This window comes from Bacillus sp. 5w2, assembly GCF_054353775.1.
This window is the reverse complement of record NZ_JBTIWT010000011.1, coordinates 36,687-60,429: the sequence shown is the minus strand read 5'-3', so window position 1 is coordinate 60,429 and position 23,743 is coordinate 36,687. Positions and strand designations below refer to the sequence as shown.

Sequence of the window (23,743 nt, the reverse complement as noted above, 5' to 3'; positions counted from 1 at the left end):
TCATATCTAGAACACTTTTTTCACCAGACTATTAATCGTTTCAACTGGAATAAACAAAATATACGGCACATATGTTTAAGCAGTGGTCAATTGTTGAAAGGGATGAAGAGTATGACACAGCTGAACTTTGAAGAGAATTTATTAACGAAAGTAGCTTGGTACTATTATAAAGATCAATTAACACAACAGGAGATCGCTTCACTTCTTCATATTTCAAGAAATAAAGTCGTCCGGTTATTAGATAAGGCGCGTAGTGAAGGCATCGTTACATTTCACGTAAAAGGAACTGGTTTGCACTGTTTAAGTATTGAGCGTGACCTAATGAAAAAATTCCACTTAAAAGATGCTTTTATTATCCCGACTCCAATAGACAATTATCACGCTTCTCTCGGAAAAGCTGCTGCACAATATTTAGAAACTCATCTCCAGCATGGTGATTTACTCGGTATTGGCTGGGGTGAAACAATTAGCAAAATGCTAGAAAACATACATTTCGAAAGTTCTATTAATCTTTCAATCGTAACGCTAACAGGCGGAGTAAATCACTATCTCCCGAGAAAACAAAACTATTTACACTACATGCAAGGCTGTCTTCACATTATCCCTACGCCGTTTCTAGCATCTACAACCGAAATGGCACAAAGTATTCTATCAGAGCCGAGTGTAAAAGATATGCTTCATGTCGCTTCGCTTGCTCATACGGCAATTGTTGGTATTGGCGGTTTATCTCAAGATGCAACTATTGTAAAAGAAGAAAAATTAACGCTACGTGAAATGACGTATATTCGTAGCCAAAATGGTGTTGGCGATATTTTAGGACAGTTTTATAATACGAATGGGGATTTATTACATCTTCCGCATCACAACCGCCTTATTGGTACGCCGCTCTCTATTCTGCGCAAAATGAAGCATGTCGTTGGTGTTGCTGGAGGTACAGAAAAGATAGACGCCATTTATGGAGCTTTAAAGGGGAGATTTATTCATACTTTAATTACCGATGAGGAAACTGCCCTCTCCTTATTACGAAAGGATGGTGATTGTTAATGTCTACTTTATTAGCTTTCGATGCTGGTACAGGAAGCATTCGAGCTGTTCTTTTTGATTTACTAGGTAATCAAATTGCAGTAAGTCAAAAAGAATGGGTTCATAAAACGGATCCTCGTTACCCAGGCTCTATGAACTTTGATGTAAAAGAAAACTGGCAGCTCGTACAACAATGCACGAAAGAGGTTCTGCAAAAAAGTAATATACCTCCCTCTTCTATTCAAGCTATTAGCGCTACTAGTATGCGAGAAGGTTTTGTTTTATATGATAGAGATGGGCAAGAAATATGGGCTTGTGCAAATGTTGATGGGCGCGCATCCTCTGAAGTTAGTGAACTAAAAGAAATCCGGTCACAACTTGAAGAAGAGTTATATACAAGGTCTGGGCAAACATTTTCATTAGGCGCTTTACCTCGCCTACTTTGGATTAAAAAACATGAACCAGACGTATACACAAACATTCATTCTTTTACGATGCTAAACGATTGGATTCTATATAAATTAAGCGGCATACTGCAAATCGATCCTTCAAACGGATGTACATCCGGTATTTTTGATTTACAAAATAGAAATTGGGATAACGATATCGCTAAAGAGTGCAGTCTAACTTTGCCATTTTCACCAACAGTAAATGAAGCTGGTACAGTTATCGGCAATATTACAAAAGAGTGCGCAGCATTAACTGGATTACGTGAAGGAATTCCTGTCGTTGCCGGCGGTGGTGATGCTCAAATGGCATCACTCGGAACTGGAGTTGTTAAGCCAAATCAAACTTTAATATGCGGGGGCAGCTTTTGGCAACAAGAAGTGAATATTACAGAGCCAATAACGGATTCACATGCTGCGATTCGCTTAAATTGCCACGTCGTTCCTAACCTATGGCAATATGAAACAATTGCCTTTTTCCCTGGTCTTGTTATGCGCTGGTTTCGAGATGCTTTTTGCCAAGAAGAAAAGAAACTCGCTGACAAACTCGGTGTAGATACTTATGAATTACTAGAAGAACAAGCGAAAGACGTACCTGTCGGCTCACATGGCATTATCCCTACTTTTTCAAACGTTATGAACTACATTTCTTGGCGACATGCCGCACCTTCTTTTTTAAATTTAAGTTTAGATGCTGACAAATGCGGAAAAAAAGAACTGTTCCGTGCTATTGAAGAAAATGCCGCCTTTGTTACACTTGGGAACTTGAAATTAATAGAAAATCTCACAGGGACATTCCCTTCTGAAGTCGTTTTTGCTGGCGGTGCTGCTAAAGGAAAACTATGGCCACAAATTCTTTCAGACGTACTTGGAATTCCTGTAAAAGTACCAGTTGTGAAAGAAGCAGCTGCTCTAGGAACTGCGATTGCTGCTGGAGTTGGCGCTGGCATATATTCATCTATGGAAGAAACTGCCGAACAGTTTGTACAGTGGGAAAACACATTCGAGCCAATTACTGAAAATCACGAACTATATAAAGAGTTCTATGAAACATGGAAAACTGTGTATGACAGTCAGCTCGCTTTAGCTGATAAAGGGCTCACCTCACATATGTGGATTGCACCTGGTGCACTGTAACATATTACATAAAGGAGTGAAATGTATGTTAAAAGCGAATGAAAATGACTTCTCCTATCGCTTCGGTGATAACGGGCCGAAATATTTAATACAAGGTCCGAATATTGATCTTGGCCTTGTTGTCATTCAGCCTGGGCAAGAGTTTCAAAATCACTATCATACAACGTGCGAGGAAGTCTTTTATGCATTAGAAGGTGAAATAGATTTCTATGTGAATAACGAAAGAGTTCCAATTAAACAAGGCGATGTGTTGCAAGTTCGCCCTCATGAATCTCACTATTTAATTAACCATTCTGACAAACCTTTTAAAGCAGTTTTTATTAAGTCACCACATTTACCAAATAAAGATACGGTACAAACGGAAAATCCAACATTAACGAAGGAGTGATTTCAAATGACTTGGGGATTTAAAAATCGATTAAATACAATTTTACCTGATGGCAGAGCGGTAATGTTAGCGATAGATCACGGCTACTTTTTAGGACCCATTCACGGGCTAGAACAACCACTTGAAACAGTTAAAAACTTACTTCCTTACACAGATTCTCTCTTTTTAACGCGTGGCGTACTTAGCTCCTGTATTCCTGAAAACTGCAGCACACCGATGGTTATGCGTGTATCTGGCGGAGCAACTGTCGTTGGTAAAGATTTAGCGAATGAAACAATTGTTACACCTGTAAAAGAAGCAGTAAAACAAAACGCAATTGGCGTCGGCGTGTCTGTTTTCGTCGGATCAGACTATGAAACACAAACAGTTACGAATCTCGCAAATGTAGTTTCAGAAGCTCACGATTACGGCTTACCAGTACTCGGCATTACCGCTGTTGCGAAAGAATTACAAAAACGTGAAGCTCGCTTTCTAGCACTTGCTTCCCGCGTATGCGTTGAAATGGGTGCTGACATTATTAAAACGTACTACTGCGAAGGATTTGAAAAAATAACGAGCACATGCCCTGCCCCAGTCGTAATCGCTGGCGGACCGAAACTAGATTCAATCGAAGACGCATTAAACATTACGCACAATGCATTGCAAGAAGGTGCAATCGGCGTAGATATGGGCCGAAACATATGGCAATCTGAACATCCAGCTGCGATGATTCAATCAATTCATGGTATTGTGAAGAATGGATTAAATGTGAAAGAGGCGCTGGAATTATATAATGATGTAAAAAACTAAGGTAAAAGATAGACTATTACACTTAAATATATTCAAAATCAATTTTTACTATAAAGAAAAGCCCATATCTAACATATGGGCTTCCTTTTACATTTTTATTGTTTCGAATCTAATCAGATTTCTACAGATCGCGTACGTTCCAAACAATCTCACCGCGTTCACCAAACGTACTGTGATGCCGCTTAAATCCTATCTTTTCTAATACCCGGAAAGACGCTGTATTCCAAGCACCTACAGTAGACCAAAGTCTATGGCGACCCGTAGCAATCGCAGCCTCCAGTACTGCTGATGCTGCCTCTGTCGCATAACCCATGCGATGAGCACTGCGGAATAACTCGTATGCAATCTCCGGCTCTTCAAGAGTGGAACGACCGATAATTAAGCCACAGTATCCGATGAAATCGCCTTCGTCTCGTCTACGAATAGTGAGAAGAGAAATACCATTTTCAGCTGCTTTCTTACGCATCTCAATAAGACTGCTACGAACAGAGTCCAGGGATGGCATGTCTACACCACGTTCACCAACTAATTTTCTAAGTCAAACTGCATCGGATTCCTCCCACATATTTAGGTCGAGTCGTTCCGTTTTTAACTGGAACGCCATATCTTTAAATACAGCTGTCATAGCGGTAACCTCCTATTTATATCGATGTTCACTTATCATACAAATAAAATGATCAAGCCCCTTTCCAAACTGGATAAGGGGCTATATTTACACCTTCAAACAATTACTCTTGTTGATTGCTATTGAACTTTCTTACCATCTTTATAGTCAAGGCAGGACACTTCAATTAATAAGCCGTTAAATACTGTAAAATAAAAACCATAACTACTACCTCTCATCGCATACGGTGCCTTGTCTATTTCAATGCCGCCAGCTACTAAACGATTATATGCTTGATCAACTTCACTTGAAGTATCCACTAAAAAACCAATATGAAAAGCTTCTGGGTACATAGCTTCCTTATTCCCCTTAAATGCTTTTGGATCGCTTAGCACAAGTATAAATCCACATTCATCACTCAGCACTACTAGTGCCTTTCCCTTTTGCTCCAAAAATTGAAAATCAAAAAATGTTTCAAAGAAATGTCTCGCTTCTGATAAATCATCAACACATAAATTCAAATGATTTAACTTCATTCACTCATCTCCTTTTAAACAGTGGGTATGTAGACTCTTCTTCATAACACTTAAATATGTAAGGTAAGATATTCAAGCGTTCCGTCTAAGACTATGTTTTATAGTCTAATACTATTCTCCATAGCCTAGAACGTTTTTTTATGACTGTAATTACATAAACCGTTCAACGTGAAATATTAATTTACCTATAGAAAATAGCCACATTATTTATTTTTCAAATTGTGTAAAACCCACTCAATCATGATAATTGCTGCAGGGGTGCGCTCTGTTGTATCTCCTAAAAATAGTTTATTAAGTAACTCATCTAAATGAATTGGCTTATTCGGTAACGTTTGAATGTACCTTAAAACAGCCCCAGCTGGCGGTACTGGCTTATTATTAATAGCCCATATCCCTTCTAACAATGTCCAAGTTGACGTATGAACTATGTATGAAGCTTTTAACTCATCACTTGCTTTCAAAGCAGACTGAATTTTAATAAACGAACTATGCAACCAATGAGAAATGCCTTTCACTTTGTCGCTAGAAACACGATAGTTTTCAAATTCATATGTAGCTATTTCCTTTAACTTTTTCAACTCACCGCTTTTATCAAATAAAATTTTCCCTTCTAAAAATGAGTATAGTTCCATCGGATTGTTTTTAAAGTTTACTAGTATTTGATTAACATCTGCATACTTATATTCAACTAAAATATCTTCTCTCGTTTCAGAATGAAATTTCTTCTTTTGTCCGTCTTCTAAAAGAATATATAAGTCTAAATCCGAATCAGGATATGCATCACCTCTTGCGACAGATCCAATTAGCATGAATCCATTTACCTTTTCCATAGATAAGGTTTCCGCTACTATTGTTTGCACTAATTTTTTATGTTGTTCATGTTTAATAGATGTCTGTGCTTCTAACATTTGTAACCTCCAAACATATTATTATGGAGTTATTCCTCACCTAAATATATTGTACTTTTCTTATAACCTTCTACTTACTTATTCAACGATTGTCAGTTCATATACAATTGCGTCTTTACTACTTTTTGTTTTATCTTGAATTGTAACAATATCTCCAGCTTTTATTTTCGAAGCATTCACTACTTTTACCATCTCTGGCGGAACATATCCTCCATTGTTCTCTTTATTTAGCGGAAACCACTTTACTGATTTATTAGTTGCTTCTAAAATTTTATATTTAATTGTACCATCATACTTTATTTCGCCAACAAGATCTTTTACTAATGTAGGTGTATACTTACCCTCTTCTTTTTCTAAAGAAATATAATCACCTATATCTGGGATACCATTTCTTACAGGTGCCTCCCATTTTGTTGAATTTAAATCATTTAAACTTATTTTCACACTATCTTCTTTATTTGAGCTAGCATCTTTTAGAAATATTTCATTATACTTCTTATCAATAATAATATACTCTTTCTGCTCTACTATTTTTGCACTAGTTTCACGTTTTTCTTCCTCATTGTTAGATACTTCTTCTTTCACATTATTATTACTACACGCTGATAATAATGTCGTCGCCAAGGCTGCCATTAGAAACATTTTTTCCACTTCATTTACCTCCATTTATAACGAAACAATTAAACATATATCACATCCATATTTTACTATAAATCAAAAGAAGAGGATATTTGTTTATTACTAAACAAATATCCTCTATCTTTACATATATATTACGACTGTTGATAAGCCGCTTTCGATGATTTTACATAATAAACTGCGTGATCAACGTTAATGATATGATCTGGTTTTGGTTTACCACGACTCGCTCTATGCCCTGCTAAATGTTCTTCACTTGTTTCCCAGTTTTTCCATGCTTCTTCAGATTCCCAGCGAATCATAACGACTACTTCTTCGTCTCCGCGTCTTACTTTTTTCACGAGAACACTTAAATCGATGAAACCTTCAAATTTTTCAATAATTCCTTCTCCAGTAAAACGTTCTACGACTATATTTGATGTACCTTCTTTTACTGTAAATGTCTTCGTTTCAATAAACATATACTCCCACTCCCTCTTTGTAATACGAATACTAGTATTCTTCTATTATAGTTGATTATGATAATTATTTTCAATTATAAAGTTTTAATTTTTTGAATTATGCTGATTTCTCTTCTATCGCCTCATCTAAAAATTTGAAATACGGAAGTAATATTCCTATTAAAGAAGTGACACATATAATTGCACCGATAATTAAATATAGCGCTCTTACTCCCCACATTTCACTCAGTATGCCTCCTAATAACACACCTAACGGCATAGCGGATCGTATGAAAAATAATCGCACTGAAAATACTTGTCCTATCATATTGTTTGGTACTGTTTTTTGGCAAATGGTTGTGTTATGAACATTGAAAAAGGCAATGCAAATACCTGCAACTACTTCAATGAACACCGCAATTACTATACTATGATTGAACCCTAGAGAAATGTATGTTAGTCCTCCTATAAACAATCCCCCAAGCATAAGTATACGTCGGCTTTTATACGTTACTTTTCCGACTAGTATAGATCCAACTACATAGCCAAGTGGGAATCCGGCCATAAAATAACCATATTCCGCATATCCCGCTGACAGCTCGTTTTTTATATAAGGAAGATTTGTAACCATCGTTACGCCAGCCCCAAATTGCACGAAAGTAAGAAATATACCGAGCCAAACAATAACTGGTTTTGTGAAAAAATATGTAAAGCCGCGAAGAAACTGTTCTAGCCATGTTTTCCGAATAGGTTGTTTTGTTCTTTTTTCTTTTATATTAAGTAATAATGCACCACTAACAAATAAACAAATGCATACAAAAGATAATGTAAGTTCTGTTCCAATTAAATGAATGACTACTCCGCCTAATACTGGCGCAAGAAACATCATAAGGCGAGTCATTCCATCAATGTACGCATTTGCATCTTGAAGTTGTTCTGTCCCTACAATGCTCGGTGTAATTGCTTGACTTGCAGGTGTATAAAGTGGTGTAATAAGTCCCACTACAATTTGAACAACATAAATGTGCCAAACTTCTATACTACCTGAAACTAGCATCACCAAAGGTAATAAGAATACGAACGCTCGTATCCATTGTGAAAAAATCATAATCCACTTCCGGCTCCATTTATCAATAAATGGGCCACTTATTAATTGCAGTATGAGTGATGGGATGAAATATAATAACCACATACTACTTAATGCCATTTCCGATCCTGTTAACTCATATACTAGAATTGAATTACATAACGTTCCGAAACCCCCTCCTAATTCTGAGATTGCACTACCAATCCACATAAAAAAGAACGAACGATTTTTCAATACATTTTTCAATTTCATACACCAACTTTTCTTTTATATTCCTCCCTTTATGTACATTCTCGTTGTTAATTATCTATTCAAAAACATATCTAATTCTTTCGCTAAAGACTGTACTGCTTTCTTTCTTAATACGTATTTTCCATCATGAATATCCACTAACTTCGCTGCACGTAACAATTTCAAATGATGGTGTACAGTCGATTTACCAAGTTGCAGTCTTTCCGTTATTTCCTGCAATGTTCGTTCTTTTTCGAACAACATTTTTACAATGCGTAACCTCGCTTCATCTCCAAGCGCTTTATGTTTTTGAACTAAAAAATAATTCGGTTCATATGGATCTTCAGGATGGATACTTTCGTTTGCAACTGGATAATGAAATACTTTCGTATCTTCAATATCCGCCTCAATATTCCACGGTCTGTATGTCATTTGCGGGATAAGAAGCACGTGATGAACACTCGGTTCTGGCATATAGTTCACACCGCCAGTCGCCCACTCGACAAACTCTTCTGGTTTCATCTTTTTATTCATTTCATTTTTCGCTTCATAGTCTCGTTTTAATATAGAAAGGATTTCTTCTTCCTCTTTCTGAATAACGCTCTCATACCAACCTGTCATAACAGCGATTAAATGAGATTTCAGCACTTGTACATTAACATCACATATAAAACGAATATAAGTAGAGAAAAACTGATGTTCTTGTGTCAGTTCCATTAGTTCATGTATTGCAGTTACGTTTCCACTTGCTGCTAAACGTCTTTTCTCTTCATACTTCTCTCCTAAATACGGTAAACATATATATTTCAAATCTTCTTCTAAAAGTGAATCAATTTTAAAATTAAACTGCGATAAGTCCTGAGAATCCTCTTCATACAACATCTGAAGCAAAGCTTTCCAAGTATTATGTTCTTCTACAAACTGTAAGTGCTCTCTCATTTCTTTTGTTAAGGATTCCTTAATTTCTTCCCATTCAGTTTGACTCTTTTCAAGAGTATCGATTAGCCTTTTATGAGTAATTGCTGCAATGCCAAGCGCGCATTCGAAAAGTATCGAATATTTTACTTGAACGTTATAAGTTTCCCTCTTTCTACTCGTTATGTGATAGACCTCCATTTTTATCCCCTCCTTGTTTGTTATGTATTAAATTCTATTTTTATCGAATTATACCTTCTAAATTTTTAGAATTCATAAAAAATATAAATTGAAATACACTCATTCTAAATTAGGAAGAATAGGAGCTTTTTTATATACAAATAATAACTCTCAAGGAGTTGTTGAGATGCATTTCATATTAAATATGTTAGGGATTTTCGTTGTCATATTAATCGTTTTTCTATGTTCGCCTAATAAAAAACATATAAAATGGAGACCGATCGTTATTCTAATCATATTGGAACTCTTTATTACATGGTTTATGTTAGGCACGAAGCTCGGCAGTATTATCATTAATAAAATTGCGTCATTTTTCAGTTGGCTACTATCGTGTGCGAATGAAGGAATTCGATTTGCATTTCCTTCAGCTATGGACAGTCCACACATTGATTTCTTCTTTAGTGCATTACTTCCTATCATTTTTGTTATTACTTTTTTCGATATTCTATCTTATTTCGGAATCTTAACTTGGATTATTGATAAAGTAGGTGCAGTTATTTCAAAGATTTCTCGTTTGCCAAAGTTAGAAAGCTTCTTTTCCATTCAAATGATGTTTTTAGGAAATACGGAAGCACTTGCAGTTGTTCGTGATCAATTATCTGTGTTAAAAGAAAATCGTTTGTTGACTTTTGGAATTATGAGTATGAGTAGCGTAAGCGGATCCATTCTTGGCGCTTATTTATCAATGGTTCCAGCAACATATATTTTCAGCGCAATCCCATTAAACTGTATTAACGCATTAATTTTAGCCAATGTATTAAATCCTGTGGAAGTTTCGAAAGAAGAAGATGTCGTATATACACCTTCAAAACATGAAAAAAAGGATTTCTTTTCTACTATTTCAAACAGTATGTTAGTCGGGATGAATATGGTTATCGTTATTTTAGCTATGGTAATTGGATATGTAGCTTTAACAGCATGTTTAAATGGGATTTTAGGATTTTTTGTAACAGGTTTAACAATTCAAAAAATCTTCTCCATTATCTTTAGTCCTTTCGCTTTTTTACTCGGTTTATCGGGCAGTGATGCTATGTATGTAGCTGAACTAATGGGGATCAAAATAACGACGAATGAATTTGTTGCCATGATGGATTTAAAATCAAACTTAAAGTCTTTACAACCGCATACAGTTGCGGTTGCAACAACATTTCTAGCTTCTTTTGCTAACTTTAGTACAGTAGGTATGATTTATGGAACTTACAATTCATTATTTGGCGGCGAAAAATCATCAGTCATCGGGAAAAATGTTTGGAAGCTTCTTGTGAGTGGAATGGCTGTTTCCTTATTAAGCGCTATGCTTGTTGGGTTATTTGTATGGTAAATAGTTTTTAAAATAAAAGACACCCAAACGAATTGAGTGTCTTTTATTTTTATTTTCGAATTTGTCCATTTCCACGAATCACATATTTTGTGGAAGTTAATGCTGGAAGCCCCATTGGTCCTCTTACGTGTAGCTTTTGTGTACTGATGCCAATTTCTGCTCCGAATCCGAATTCAGATCCATCAGTAAAACGAGTTGATGCATTATGATAAAGTGCCGCCGCATCAACAGAAGTGAAAAATTTGCTGACGTTTTCCTCATTTTCAGTAATAATCGCTTCAGAATGCATAGATCCATACGTATTTATGTGATGAATCGCTTCTTCTATAGAAGAAACTACTTTCACTGCTAACGTGAGAGATAAAAATTCCGTTTCCCAGTCTTCTTCTGAAGCAAGTACCATTGAAGAATCAATTGCCAGTGCTTTCTGATCACCGCGTAACTCCACGCCTCTTTCCTTCAATCTAAAAAACAAATCGATACCATATTGCTGCGCCCAATTCTCATGAAGTACAATCGTTTCAATTGCATTACATACAGATGGACGCTGCGTTTTTGCGTTTATAATAATATCAAATGCCATTTGTTTATTCGCTGTTTCATCAATGAAAATATGACAATTTCCCGCACCCGTTTCAAGTACTGGAACAGAGGCTTCTCTCACTACAGTATCAATTAATTGTTTGCCACCTCTTGGAATAAGAACGTCTAGGTAATCATTCATTGTAAACAACTGCTTTGCACTATCTCGCGACGTATCTTCTATGAGTTGTACACTTTCTTGTGGCAAGCTCGTTTGTTTAAGTGCTCGGTGAAGTACAGCAACAATAGCTTTATTAGAATGAATAGCAGAAGAACTACCACGTAATATAACTGCATTTCCTGTTTTCAAGCAAATTGTAGCAGCGTCCACGGTTACATTCGGCCTTGCCTCGTAAATCATCCCAACAACACCAAGTGGTACGCGCATCTCCTGAATAGATAATCCATTTGGCCTTTCCCATGCACTTACACATTCTCCAACAGGATCACGTAATTCAATTAACTGCTTAATCCCCTCTGTCATATCAATAATACGCTGCTCCGTAAGCATAAGGCGATCAAGAAGAGAATGAGAAAATCCTTTCGCCTTCCCTTCTTCGATATCACGTTTGTTTTCCTCTAAAATATAAGCTGTTTCTACTATTAGCCTTTCAGCAATTGCAGCAAGTGCTTCGTTTTTTTGACTTGTAGATTTAAGCACAAGTTCTCGAGCAACCTCTTTTGCCCTTTTCCCTTTTGCCAACACTTCATTCATTTTTGTTTCCTCCTTCTTAATGTTAAAGTGATCTCTATTCTTAAAATGAAACCCAATGATCTCTATGGATGACTTCATAATTATGCCTGTCGCCTCTTGCTTGAATATCTTGGCTTTGCATACCTTTGACATCTCTTAGTTCCTCTGCGCTATATGTGCATTGTCCTTTTCCAATTATGCGCCCTTGTTGCGTGATCACTTCTACGACTTCGCCCACTTTGAAAAATCCTGATACATTCGTAACACCAGCAGGAAGAAGACTCTTACCATGCTGAATGATAGCAGAAGCTGCCCCGGCATCTACTTCAATTTGTCCGCTAACAAGCGAATGCAAAGCAATCCATTGCTTATTCATCTTCATTTCTTTTTGAGGAGCATTTCCGATATACGTTCCGTCACCTTTGCCCTTCAACACATCTACAAATTTCTCTTGTCCACGTCCTGTTCCGATAAATACACTCACTCCAAGAGATAGTGCCGTTTTTGCCGCATCAATTTTTGATTTCATACCGCCAGTCCCAAGTTTTGAGCCAGCATCTCCTGCAAGAGAAGCGATTTCTTCCGTAACTTCAGGAAGGAAATAATATTTTTTCGCATCCGCATTTTTCTGCGGATTTTTGTCATATAAACCGTTCACATCCGTAAAAATCATAAGCACATCCGCCGAAACAAGCCCGCTTACTAAAGCTGACAGCATATCATTATCACCGAATGTTAGCTCCTCTAAAGAGATGGAATCATTTTCATTAATGATTGGAAGAGCAGAACGGTTTAGTAACTCTCCTAAAGTAGCGTAAGCGTTACTATATTGTTCTTTTCTAGAAAAATCACTTCTCGTCAGTAATAGTTGCGCAGTAACGATGCCATATTTACGAAATTCCTCCGTATACGCCTGCATTAACAAACTTTGTCCGACAGCCGCAGCAGCCTGTTTTCCCTTAATTGTCACAGGTCTGTTAGGATATCCTAGAGCCGAAAAACCTGCAGCGACAGCCCCAGATGTAATCAATAACACCTCGTGCCCTTCCTCTTTCAATCGAGCCAATGCGGCAACGTGATCTGAAAGTTGTTCTATAGAGATGCTCCCGTGACTATCCGCCAAAGAACTGCTCCCAATCTTTACAACAATTCGTTGTTTTTTCACTTTTATATCCCCCAAGTCTAAAATCAAAGTTTTTTATCAATCACACTTTTATTCATACAATTTGCTGCTATGTCTCTTCTCATCAATGCTGCACCTATCGTATTAGAGGACAAAATAAAAATGACCGCTTCGCCCTTAATAAAATAAAAAGGACGAAACGGTCATTGTTCCGCGGTACCACCTTAATTGATATACATAGATATCCACTTGGTGCCTATAACGCAGGCAAACGCCTAAACTTTCATTTAAGACTCAGGGATAGGTTCGATATATTCTATACGAGGAATCTTTCAGCCGGTGAATTCCACTCTCTTTCGCAAGAAGACATATGTACTATTTCCCTTCAACGATTTTCGGTTTAATTTTTTTATATTATGCGATATAGTTCGATTCGGTGTCAAGAGGTATTTTTAAAATAAATAGAGCCGCAAGTTACTTGTATGAAATTATTGATCTACTGAATGAAAATACAAATCGATATAATATTAAGTCATATACATAAATATTAAACCTTAAATTACAGTGTATATATTTACATAATGTCGAATATAATTGATTTTTAACTTTTGGTGTTGCAAAAAGGAATATATTCTCTTAGAATGTTTCTTTATATTGCATGAAGATATCATTATTATTTTAGAATAACAATATCAGACCGATATAATTTATGATAAAAGGAGCAAGATTGAGTTATTATGGACAAACAAATTGGATTTATCGGATGCGGAAATATGGGGATGGCTATCATTGGCGGGATGCTAAATAAAAATATAGTGTCTTCAAATAAAATCATTTGTTCAGATTTAAACACGACGAATTTAAAAAATGCTAGTGAACAATATGGACTAACTACAACTACTGACAACAATGAAGTCGCTAAAAATGCTGATATTTTAATTTTATCAATTAAACCAGACTTATATTCTTCAGTAATTAACGAAGTGAAAGAGCAGATAAAAGACGATGTTATTGTTGTAACAATTGCTGCTGGAAAAAGCATCAAAAGTACAGAGGAATCTTTTGATAAAAAATTAAAGGTTGTAAGAGTAATGCCTAATACACCTGCTCTTGTTGGAGAAGGAATGTCTGCATTATGCCCTAATGAAATGGTTACAGAAAAAGATTTAGAAGATGTGCTAAACATTTTCAATAGCTTTGGTCAAACAGAGATTGTAAGCGAAAAATTAATGGACGTTGTAACATCTGTAAGTGGCTCTTCACCAGCATACGTATATATGATTATAGAAGCGATGGCAGATGCTGCTGTGCTAGATGGTATGCCAAGAAATCAAGCATATAAATTTGCAGCTCAAGCTGTATTAGGCTCTGCAAAAATGGTGCTAGAAACAGGCATACATCCAGGTGAATTGAAAGATATGGTTTGTTCTCCTGGCGGAACAACGATAGAAGCTGTAGCAACATTAGAGGAAAAAGGCTTACGAACAGCTATCATTTCAGCAATGCAGCGCTGTACGCAAAAGTCTGTTGAATTATCTGGACAAACGAAAAAGTAAAAGTATAAAAGAGATCACGTTAGCTATGAATTTACATGCATTTAATTAGGAAATAGTGGATTACATACTCTCCCGTTTCATTCTTTATTATATTGTAATAATTTTATTTTAATATTCTTTTGAGATTCTAGTGTAGTTTCAAAAAAAGTTTGATCAATAACCTCTTACAAATCTGTATTCTATAGTTAACAAATATGATCTATTTTGATAAAAGATTGAATCAGAATGAAGTCTTTCCTTGTGAATTACGATGAAATTTTAAAAAAAGTTTCATCGTTATGTTATCCATTATTTTGTTGAGTTTTCCGTCAATTAAGTATCTTTCCTTAGAAAAGTAATGACTATTAATCATTACTTTTGTGATACTATAAACTAATATTATCAATACAATGGAGATGTACAAAGTGAAAAACATAAAGAAATTCCTCAACAATCAATATATTAAATACTCATTAGCTTTAATTTCAACTGTAGCTATAATTAAAACAGGCTATGATTTAGGTTCTAATAAAGTTAAAATATTTTTAACACGTAAAAAGGAAATTGATTTTTAACAAAAAATCAATTTCCTTTTTATATTTTATCGCCACTTTATTATAATCATCGTAACTTTTTTATAAGCATTGGAACTTTATTTCAAAACCATTAAAATAAAGAGAGTATGAAATATATAGGAGGAGAAACACTTTGGAATTAGATCATATAAAGAATATTCTAAGAAGAAGAGCAACTATTTTTCAAACAGGTGGAAAAAGACCCGAATTATGTATAAATGAAAGTTGGATTGGAAAGATTCTCTATTCATTACCAGGTGAAACTTACCCAATCGACCGTTATCAAGACAAAATGTATGCAATCATGATGCTTAATTTAACTCAATTACCTTTCATTCCAGAAGCAGTAAAAGATTTGAAAGCCATCGCAGTATTTCTTTCTCCAAACTTTGCTAAAGATTTATCTAATTTATCAGGAAATTTTTGTATTAGAGAATATGATTCTTTAGAGGGACTAGTACCGAATGAAATGTCACTTACGTTTCCAAATTTAAAACCTTTTCCTTTAATACCAAGGTTAGTAACTAATGAGTTTCCACAATGGGATACGGAAGATTTCCCAAACAACTTGCAAGATAGAATTTCTGAACTTGAAAACACAATTGAGATTGACTACTACGAGGACATATTTGAAGAAAATCACTACATACACAAATTAGGAGGTTATGCTAGCTTTGCCCAATCAGGTATCCAATGGCCCGCGGATTATGAATATATTTTTCAAATAACAGACGATCCAAAAGCACAATTAAAGATTATTCATGGCGGCGGAATTTACTTTGCTAAAAATAGTAAAACAAATGAATGGATCGCACATTGTGATTTCTTGTAAGAATAAAATTTAAATTGACGTTTTGTCCTCTTTCTATATTTGATTCGAAAGCTAAAAAAGCGGATAGAAAAAAGGAACAAAACGTCTAAATGGAAAGGTGGATTATGAAACTGTTAAGTAACAATTTAGTTATTTTGCTGTGATTAAATAAAAAATCAATCCCCCATTACATGCGACATTATACTATTCTTTCGTATTTCTTAACTAATCTTTTTTTCAAGAATAAGCTATTACAGTTTCTGTATATTACTTTTCCAAAACATATAGCTATATTCAATCTCTTCTTTTAATTCAAAATAGTTTTCCCAATTATCTTGTACTTGATAAAGTGTTTCGCCAACATGTACAAAAACATCCATATAATCATTCATATACTCCCAACGCTTTTCAGTATTAAAGTAATACATTGCAAATTGATTGCCCTCATCATTTAACATGTCGTCTGCAAACACACCACCCCACTTCATATAGATTTGCGTACCGGTGATTTGTCTAAGCTTAAACCTATTAATATCATCTTTAGATTTTTCTTCAAATTCTTTACTATATAAATTTTTTTCAATTATCCACCCAAGAAACATACCAGTATGTACATATGCTTGCTCAATTGGGAGATCCTCTGGAATATCGTCAAAGTAGTACTTAGCTTTATCATAAATCACAGTGTCCAACTCCTTTTGATAAGTCTCATCATTTAACTTTTTAACATCATTTCGAAACAAACTCTTTCTAACCCACATTAATAAAAAAAGCAGTTAAGAAAATATCCCTACACCTGTCTCTTTTTAATATAGAATTTTTAAAAAACTACCATATACCCAAAGTGATTTTAGCACATTGGGTATAATTGTAAAACGGTTAAGCTTTTTTCAAAACGATGCGACTTTTTTATAAACATTTAAATCTAGTTTTATCCCTTACCTACGCCCTACTACGCTTGTGTAATTTTATTAGAAACTAATAATTTTTCAATGCATTTCGGTAACATATCTAATAGCGTTTCAAATGCGTAATTCACGTCGAGACGTTCTGTCCATTGATGTGCATCTTTTCCTACCGGCCCCATATTTAATACTGGAACGTCAAACTCTTCTATTTCCCTTACTATTACTGTTTTGATATATTGAATATATAATGCCATAAAATTTTAAAAGAGACAGGGGCTATCTACGATGATAAAAGGTTTCGGGGGAATATTTTGGAGAACTAAAAATATTGATGCTATAAAAAAATGGTACAGTGATGTGTTGAAAATTGAAATAGACAATTGGAATGGGACTGTGATTAAACCCCAATTAGGAAATGAGACTATTTTTTCTTTCTTTACCGAAAACGATAATTATTTTCCAATAGAACAGCAAGTAATGTTAAATTTCCAAGTACATAATATGAATGAGACTATTCAGCATCTTGAACAAATTGGTGTACCTCTGGAAAAGAAAGAAGAAATTAGTGATTTTGGAAAGTTTATTTGGATAAAGGACCCTGAAGGTCGATTGATCGAGCTTTGGGAGAAATAGCGGGTTGTAATCATTTGCTATTGAATTAGCAGCTTCTTTAATTCAATAAAGTAAATAAAAACTTCTTAGCTTTGTGAATCCTTATTTTTTATATTCTATCCCATGCCCATCAACTTAAGAACATTTACAAAAAAGCTATTCTTACGAAAAGAATAGCTTTTTTCCTTATTTTTAAATATTATTCTACAAGTATTTTTGTACTATCCCCCTTTTACTATTAATTTTCGGCGGATTTATGAACAGTCATAATAATATATAAAAAATTCATAACACCTCAAGTTGTTAACATAATATAATTACTGTTATCTTATATTCATGCCTAACGAACATTTCCTAATCTTCCGCGATTACAAATTGAATTCTTTAAGTTTTCTTCTTATCTGACATTTACTATTTAAACAAAAACTCCCCTTAAATCGAAAATGATTAAGGAGAGTTTTTTATATTCGATGAAATTATAGTTCAGATTTCACTCGAACAGAAACATTGTTTTTAATTATTTTTTTGAATTCTTTAAAGCTAACAAAATTGTTGCTTTGCTCATCCCAAAGACGGAAACGGAGTGATTGTAAGCTTGTAGCAAGTGTAATCGTTGGTACATTTTTTAACGGAAGCGTATTATTGTGTGCCTCTTCTAATTTATAGTTAGGTACTCTTGGGCTTAAATGGTGAACATGATGGAATCCAATATTACCAGTTAGGAATTGCAAGATTTTTGGAAGTTTATAAAATGAACTTCCTTCCACTGCCGCTTTCACATATTCCCAATCTTTATCCTCTTCAAAATAAGAATCCTCGAATGTGTGCTGTACGTAAAACAGCCAAATTCCTACTGAACCTGCTATTAAGAATATCGTACCATGCACTAACAGGAACGATTGCCACCCAATTGCCCAGCAAAGTATAGCTATTAAAGCAACGATTATAATATTCGTCAAATACGTATTCATACGTTCTTTCTGTCTAGCACCTTTTCGGTTAAATCTATTTTTAAGCAAGAAAACATAAATTGGACCTAATCCAAACATAACAAATGGATTGCGATATAAACGATATGCTAAACGAAGTCTAAATGGCGCAGCTACATATTCATCCACTGTAAGCGTCCAAATATCTCCTGTACCTCGTTTATCCAAATTACCACTTGTAGCGTGATGAATAGAATGCTCATGTCCCCATTGATCAAACGGGAATAATGTTAACACACCCATACATGTCCCTACTATTCTATTTGCAGGTCGACTTTTAAAGAATGAATAATGGGTACAATCATGAAAAATTATGAAAATTCTTGTCATAAAACCAGCAGCTAACAGAGATGGCACTAATGCTAACCAATAAGAAACGGACAAGCTTTTATAAGCAAGGTACCATAAAACAATAAATGGCACGACTGTGTTAATAAGTTGCCACACACTTTTTTTAATCGTTGATTTTTCATACGGAGCAACTTGTTTTTTTAAATTTTTAGTATTTTCTAATGTCATTGTTCTAATTCCTTTCCTTTTTGATGCTAATTCACATTATAGCATACTATTAGTATCAGGTGTTAAAAGTAGATGTAATAAATATTATATAATATAAAAATCTCTTTTTTCTTACTCATTACTTACAAATTACTTACGTCCAAAATAGCTTATATAATCGGACAGATGGAGCATTTCATTTATCGAAGAAACTTCTATTTTTGCCAATAAATATATAAAAAAACTGAGAACTTTTTCACAAGAAGAAAAGAGCTGCCACAAGTCAGGTTTCACCAACTTATGACAGCTCCTTTTCATTTTATTTTAGCGATGGATCCAAACTGCACCTGCAGACTTGTCTTCAGCTTGACCTACTACTTCAAACTTCAATCCTAGTTTCGGCAACTTACGTCCGGCATCTGGAATAACACTGTTGATGTATTGCTTAGAATCATCAAATTTCGCAACACCTGGTAATCCTTTATAATCAAAGATACCGCGAGTTGGCGAATTTACTTTCCATGCTGGCGTTTGATCAAATGAGAATGCCGCATCGGCAATTTGATAACGCGTACTGCTCTTCACAGTAGGTTGTCCGTTTAATGTCCCTACAATTGCCTCTGGATGAGAATCTACTACACCTAAGAACCCTTCACCTGGATGAACGCCTACCCAGTTATCTGTAAAGCTTTGATCCGCATACCACACAACCATTCCTGTATTAAATACTGGGCCACGTGCATGTTGTAACGCAGTGTCAGAACCAGCGTAATTTCTCCACTCTACATAGTAATTATTTTTTTTCTGTTCAAATCCGTTAGATACAGTAAAGCCTTTTAACGTCATTGCTGGCTGACCTTCTGCATCATCAGAGAAAACAACTTTTCCATCTACAGTTAAGGCTGCATTATCTAACGCAAATCCTTTATAAGCTACTGCAATATCTGTTACATACTCAAATTGCAGTTTTACTTTTTTCCCTTTGAATTGGCTTAAATCGTATGATTTATCAACCCACTTACCATCCGTTGTATCCGCGCCACCTTTTACATCTTTTTCGCCCATTCTATCAATGCGTGTCTTCGTTCCATCTTCTGCAATCGCATATACGTCAAGGAAATCATACTTCGCTTCCAGTTCGTAAAATGCCTTATAATCGAACTTAGCATCCTTTGCATTTGTTAAGTCAAATACTGGTGTCTCAAGTGTTGTATGAATGTCATTTCCTTTTGTACTGTAATAGAACTTCTTACCAAATGCCGATTCGATATTTTTTATATCTTTGTCCGGCAAGTTAACACGAACGATTCCAGGTCGTTTAGATTTTGTAGTACTTTGATCTACATATGTTGCAACACCGATTCCTTTGTTAAGTTTGTCATAATCTACTTCAAGGATATTCGCCCAGTTCCCCTTCATATTCTTTTGGAAAAACTCTTTATTTTGTGGTGAGAAACTCGTTGGCTCTGTTCCTGCAATTTTTCCAGCCCAGCTACCACCACTCATAATAGACCATGACTCAACTGGTTCACCTTGTCCTGAGTACTTTGTATCATATTCATCTGGTAAGCCTAAATCATGGCCATACTCATGCGCAAACACACCAACTGCTCCGTCTTCAGGCTCGATTGTATAATCATATGCAGCCATCTTTCCGCCCCAGTTCGAGACAGAAGATTTCGTGCCATCAATTGCATATGGCTTTGAACCTAGTTTTGAACGATGTGACCAAATCGCATCATCTTTCAATTTACCACCGCCAGCTTCTTGACCAACCCCTGCATGTACAACCATTAAATGATCAATAATTCCATCTGGCTCATTTTTATTTCCATCACCATCTTGATCGTATTGATCAAATTGGTCATAGTCTGCTAAATTGATTCCTTTTGCTACCGCTGCTTTTAATGCTTCTTTCACAAAATCTTTTGGTCCTAAAGGCCCCTTGTTATCATGCCCTGTACCCGCATCAGCACCATAATCTGACGCTTTTCCCGGAACAGTAAGCCATTCTGTTACAGTCCCATCAACTGTATAGCTACCACCAGATTGTTCTTCATAATATTGCTTAAATGTATTAATCTTCGATCCATCAAATAAAGTGAATGGTTCATCACCAAATAACATTTTTTGATAATGTTCACGATTAAAATCCTTTGAATACATGTATCCTGGTTCTTGATCAATATTGTTATGCTTAAAATCGCTAAATTCTACGAGTAAAACAAGTACTTTATCTTTTCGAACAGCTCCATTGTACTCTTCTTGCTTAGCTGGTGTTGTAGGTACTTTTCCATTTAATTTTCTAGAATTCAATCCTGCATCTTGTCCAGCCACTGGTCCTACTTCAGGTTGCTGCGCCTGTTCATTTTCCTTCATTTTTGTATCTTTTACTTTTTTCATAAAATCAGAAGCTTCTTGCGTAAGACTATCTCCTGTCAAAATTTCTTTCCCAGGGTTTTCCCCTTTCTTTTTCTCAACATATTTTTCGACAGCCTTTGAAGCCTCAGCCTGTGATGCAGCCGGATCAATTACTCCCCGTTGTTTCAGCGCTTCCACTAAACGCTCCTCCGGTATTAAATGCTCATCTATTGGTAGAGATGATGGCGCATCAGCATATGCTGCTTGACTTCCAAAAGCAAAAGTACTACTTAGTACTGCGGCTGTTGCTAATACTGATAAAGGTTTTAACTTCTTATTCTTTTTCAATGTATTTCCTCCCCGATTGTTGAGAATCATCGTTTTTTATCGATAACAACATAATATTCGTTATAATGTGAATATTCAATATTTTATTGATGTACAATTGTTGAGAAATATTTTTTTATGCAGGGTGAAAATATAAAATAACAATACGTCTAATATTGCAAAATCTCCATGCAAAATAATTTATAAACTGATAGCAAGTTTTTTTACAGAAAATGCGATTCTCTTTACTCTTTTTTTCGAGTGAAATTTCATCTACACAAAAAAATGTCAATTCCTAAGTACAAGTTAAGGAATTGACATTTTTTTAACTAGAATGCTTTATAAATAAGTGGATTGCTTTTTCTGGTACATAGAATTTCCCTTTACTCTCTACAACAACGCTTCCTAATTCATACTCTTTACCCTTGATACGAATAATATTTTTGTTAACCAATAATTGAGCTTTTACATTATTACGTTTTACTATGAGCACAGGATTTGCTGCATCAGTTTTGTCTATCGTTACAGTTGCACCGTTTTGTTTAAAGACTGATTCACTCTCTACAAATAATTTGTTTGTTACTTCTTCTAAATTAAAGCCCATTGCTTTCGCCATTGTCTTCGCAATGTCTGTGTTTTGGATCAAACCGTATGGCTTTTGAGGACCGTAAGAATATAAAAACACATCCTCACCTGTATGTCCTCCTGTTGTGAAGCCTATGTTCGCACGATTGGCCAATAATGTAGTATAAATTGGACCTACATCTATTTTCTTTTTTGCTGCTTTTAATCTTTCTTTTTCATCATAAGTTAAATTGTCCAAACCGTATAATTTAGCTACATCTTCTACATTCGACAAATTAGATTTCAGTTTATTTGTAGTCCCTTCAAGTGTCATCTTCGCCTTTTTCAATGGATCAATGTATGTAGAAACCGGCGTAGTATTATATCCTTTTGTCGTATTCATATTCCCAATAGAAATCCCGCTATTACCATGGTCAGCTACAGCAATTAACATCGTATTACCATCATTTTTTGCAAATTGCAACGCTTTTGCTACCGCTTCATCAAATGCCAACACATCACTAATTATCCCAATTGGATCATTTGCGTGAGCTGCCCAATCTGGCTTACTTCCTTCCACAAATAAAAAGAAACCATCTTTATCTTTTGATAACGTTTGAATTGCTTTCTCTGTCATTTGAGAAAGTGTTGGCTGCTCCGGATTTGTTGCTTCACGATCCATATCGAATGCTAAGGCATTATGTGAGAAAGAGCCCCAAATTTTATTAGATTTGGATTTCAATAATGCATCTTTCGTTTCAACAAAGTCATATCCTTTGTTTTGAATCACTTTTATTAAATCTTCATCATCTTTTCGAATTCCGTTATTTTTTATAGGGAGCAGTGCCGATTTCCCCCCGCCTAATACGACATCTATATTTTGATACACTTGTTGCTCCGCGATCACTTCAAAATTCTTACGATTCACATGATGAGCGGAGAATCCAGCAGGAGTAGCATGTTGAATTTCAGCTGTAGCAACAATTCCAGTTGCGCGACCAGTACGTTTGGCACCTTCTAAAACATTGGCAACTGGCCGTAACTTGTCCTCTTCTTCTATTGGTTTTAAGCCAGGTGAACTCACAGTAGAAGGTAATACACCTAAATATCCTGAATTCGATTTATTCCCCGTCGCTAAAGCTGTTGCTGCCGGGGCTGAGTCTGTAATAGCTGATTCCGCCGAATATGTACGAACTCCTCCTGTTACAATTTCATCTAATGCAAATGGTTTCCCTTTGTACAATCGAGCCAATGTTGTCGCTGAAGAACTCGTTCCGTCCATAACCATCATTATTACATTTTTCGGCTGGTGTTCTACTTTTTTCGTCTCAGCTTTTATCTCACTATCTTTCATTATTATTCCTGTCCCTAACATACTTAAGGTTATCATGATTCCTATTATCTTTTTACTACAATTCGGCATAGCTGTCCCTCCATAGACTATTTCATCTTTGTATGTA

The 23,743-nt window shown here is 35.5% G+C and carries 23 protein-coding genes and 1 other annotated feature; of the genes, 9 read left to right on the top strand and 14 right to left on the bottom strand.

Annotated elements, in window-relative coordinates; translation table 11 throughout:
* The first annotated feature begins 111 nt into the window (after positions 1-111).
* From ACXY7N_RS18420 to lsrF, 4 genes are read left to right on the top strand one after another with little or no spacing between them, the layout of a single operon-like run.
* A complete protein-coding gene (locus ACXY7N_RS18420; protein ID WP_016087401.1) occupies positions 112-1,044 on the top strand; it encodes a sugar-binding transcriptional regulator in 933 nt (310 codons plus the stop codon).
* Positions 1,044-2,606, top strand: a complete 1,563-nt coding sequence (lsrK, locus tag ACXY7N_RS18415) for an autoinducer-2 kinase (protein WP_488592543.1) — start codon at positions 1,044-1,046, stop codon at positions 2,604-2,606. Before ACXY7N_RS18420 ends, lsrK begins: the two co-directional genes overlap by 1 nt.
* A 25-nt stretch (positions 2,607-2,631) precedes the next feature.
* Complete coding sequence (locus ACXY7N_RS18410; protein ID WP_000909986.1) at positions 2,632-2,994, top strand: cupin domain-containing protein; 363 nt, start codon at positions 2,632-2,634, stop codon at positions 2,992-2,994.
* 6 nt (positions 2,995-3,000) lie between these two features.
* Complete coding sequence (gene lsrF, locus ACXY7N_RS18405) at positions 3,001-3,783, top strand: 3-hydroxy-5-phosphonooxypentane-2,4-dione thiolase (protein ID WP_488592542.1); 783 nt, start codon at positions 3,001-3,003, stop codon at positions 3,781-3,783.
* Between the two features lie 121 nt (positions 3,784-3,904).
* On the opposite strand, the gene ACXY7N_RS18400 is transcribed toward lsrF, so the two are convergent.
* The 7 genes from ACXY7N_RS18400 to ACXY7N_RS18370 all read right to left on the bottom strand — a co-directional run bounded on the left by ACXY7N_RS18400 (position 3,905) and on the right by ACXY7N_RS18370 (position 9,344).
* Positions 3,905-4,288, bottom strand: coding sequence for a GNAT family N-acetyltransferase (locus ACXY7N_RS18400; RefSeq protein ID WP_488592541.1), 384 nt, complete (start codon positions 4,286-4,288; stop codon positions 3,905-3,907).
* 239 nt (positions 4,289-4,527) lie between these two features.
* Positions 4,528-4,923: a VOC family protein gene (locus tag ACXY7N_RS18395; protein WP_098486704.1), complete on the bottom strand. Its 396-nt coding sequence runs from the start codon at positions 4,921-4,923 to the stop codon at positions 4,528-4,530.
* A 203-nt stretch (positions 4,924-5,126) separates the two neighbouring features.
* Positions 5,127-5,831: a nucleotidyltransferase domain-containing protein gene (locus ACXY7N_RS18390; RefSeq protein WP_488592540.1), complete on the bottom strand. Its 705-nt coding sequence runs from the start codon at positions 5,829-5,831 to the stop codon at positions 5,127-5,129.
* Positions 5,832-5,909: 78 nt separating this feature from the next.
* Positions 5,910-6,497 (bottom strand): hypothetical protein, encoded by a 588-nt coding sequence (locus ACXY7N_RS18385; RefSeq protein WP_488592539.1) that lies wholly within the window; start codon positions 6,495-6,497, stop codon positions 5,910-5,912.
* Between the two features lie 107 nt (positions 6,498-6,604).
* Positions 6,605-6,931, bottom strand: a complete 327-nt coding sequence (gene hmoA, locus ACXY7N_RS18380; protein WP_000469503.1) for a heme-degrading monooxygenase HmoA — start codon at positions 6,929-6,931, stop codon at positions 6,605-6,607.
* 97 nt (positions 6,932-7,028) lie between these two features.
* Positions 7,029-8,249 carry an MFS transporter gene (locus ACXY7N_RS18375; protein WP_488592538.1) on the bottom strand — a complete coding sequence of 407 codons (1,221 nt, stop codon included), beginning with the start codon at positions 8,247-8,249 and terminating at the stop codon, positions 7,029-7,031.
* A 51-nt stretch (positions 8,250-8,300) separates the two neighbouring features.
* On the bottom strand, positions 8,301-9,344 hold the full coding sequence (locus ACXY7N_RS18370; protein WP_488592537.1) for an ArsR/SmtB family transcription factor: 1,044 nt from the start codon (positions 9,342-9,344) through the stop codon (positions 8,301-8,303).
* A gap of 166 nt (positions 9,345-9,510) precedes the next feature.
* Here ACXY7N_RS18370 and ACXY7N_RS18365 point away from each other — a divergent pair, with 166 nt between their 5' ends.
* Positions 9,511-10,704: a NupC/NupG family nucleoside CNT transporter gene (locus tag ACXY7N_RS18365; protein WP_016087393.1), complete on the top strand. Its 1,194-nt coding sequence runs from the start codon at positions 9,511-9,513 to the stop codon at positions 10,702-10,704.
* A 49-nt stretch (positions 10,705-10,753) separates the two neighbouring features.
* On the opposite strand, the gene ACXY7N_RS18360 is transcribed toward ACXY7N_RS18365, so the two are convergent.
* Both ACXY7N_RS18360 and proB read right to left on the bottom strand, forming a co-directional pair.
* Positions 10,754-12,001, bottom strand: coding sequence for a glutamate-5-semialdehyde dehydrogenase (locus tag ACXY7N_RS18360; protein WP_016134774.1), 1,248 nt, complete (start codon positions 11,999-12,001; stop codon positions 10,754-10,756).
* 40 nt (positions 12,002-12,041) lie between these two features.
* Entirely contained in the window at positions 12,042-13,145 is a 1,104-nt protein-coding gene (gene proB / locus ACXY7N_RS18355) for a glutamate 5-kinase (RefSeq protein ID WP_016087391.1), read from the bottom strand.
* 145 nt (positions 13,146-13,290) lie between these two features.
* Positions 13,291-13,501: a binding site (T-box leader), on the bottom strand.
* Positions 13,502-13,840: 339 nt separating this feature from the next.
* Here proB and proC point away from each other — a divergent pair.
* The 3 genes from proC to ACXY7N_RS18340 all read left to right on the top strand — a co-directional run bounded on the left by proC (position 13,841) and on the right by ACXY7N_RS18340 (position 16,045).
* On the top strand, positions 13,841-14,659 hold the full coding sequence (gene proC / locus ACXY7N_RS18350) for a pyrroline-5-carboxylate reductase (RefSeq protein WP_016087390.1): 819 nt from the start codon (positions 13,841-13,843) through the stop codon (positions 14,657-14,659).
* Between the two features lie 404 nt (positions 14,660-15,063).
* Positions 15,064-15,213, top strand: a complete 150-nt coding sequence (locus ACXY7N_RS18345; RefSeq protein WP_176553800.1) for a hypothetical protein — start codon at positions 15,064-15,066, stop codon at positions 15,211-15,213.
* A 133-nt stretch (positions 15,214-15,346) separates the two neighbouring features.
* Complete coding sequence (locus tag ACXY7N_RS18340) at positions 15,347-16,045, top strand: DUF1963 domain-containing protein (protein ID WP_016134776.1); 699 nt, start codon at positions 15,347-15,349, stop codon at positions 16,043-16,045.
* Between the two features lie 230 nt (positions 16,046-16,275).
* On the opposite strand, the gene ACXY7N_RS18335 is transcribed toward ACXY7N_RS18340, so the two are convergent.
* Entirely contained in the window at positions 16,276-16,707 is a 432-nt protein-coding gene (locus ACXY7N_RS18335; RefSeq protein WP_016136724.1) for a DUF7832 domain-containing protein, read from the bottom strand.
* A 269-nt stretch (positions 16,708-16,976) separates the two neighbouring features.
* On the bottom strand, positions 16,977-17,186 hold the full coding sequence (locus tag ACXY7N_RS18330) for a hypothetical protein (RefSeq protein ID WP_016087387.1): 210 nt from the start codon (positions 17,184-17,186) through the stop codon (positions 16,977-16,979).
* A gap of 31 nt (positions 17,187-17,217) precedes the next feature.
* Between ACXY7N_RS18330 and ACXY7N_RS18325 the strand changes: the two genes are divergently transcribed.
* Positions 17,218-17,565, top strand: a complete 348-nt coding sequence (locus ACXY7N_RS18325) for a VOC family protein (protein ID WP_016087386.1) — start codon at positions 17,218-17,220, stop codon at positions 17,563-17,565.
* Positions 17,566-18,020: 455 nt separating this feature from the next.
* Here the strand turns inward: ACXY7N_RS18325 and desA are convergent, their stop codons facing one another.
* The 3 genes from desA to ACXY7N_RS18310 form a co-directional block, all read right to left on the bottom strand.
* Entirely contained in the window at positions 18,021-19,052 is a 1,032-nt protein-coding gene (gene desA / locus ACXY7N_RS18320) for a Delta(5) desaturase DesA (protein ID WP_116349106.1), read from the bottom strand.
* Between the two features lie 303 nt (positions 19,053-19,355).
* On the bottom strand, positions 19,356-21,740 hold the full coding sequence (locus ACXY7N_RS18315; protein WP_353811178.1) for an immune inhibitor A domain-containing protein: 2,385 nt from the start codon (positions 21,738-21,740) through the stop codon (positions 19,356-19,358).
* Between the two features lie 304 nt (positions 21,741-22,044).
* Positions 22,045-23,706 (bottom strand): alkaline phosphatase, encoded by a 1,662-nt coding sequence (locus ACXY7N_RS18310; protein ID WP_088083880.1) that lies wholly within the window; start codon positions 23,704-23,706, stop codon positions 22,045-22,047.
* Positions 23,707-23,743: the final 37 nt, after the last annotated feature.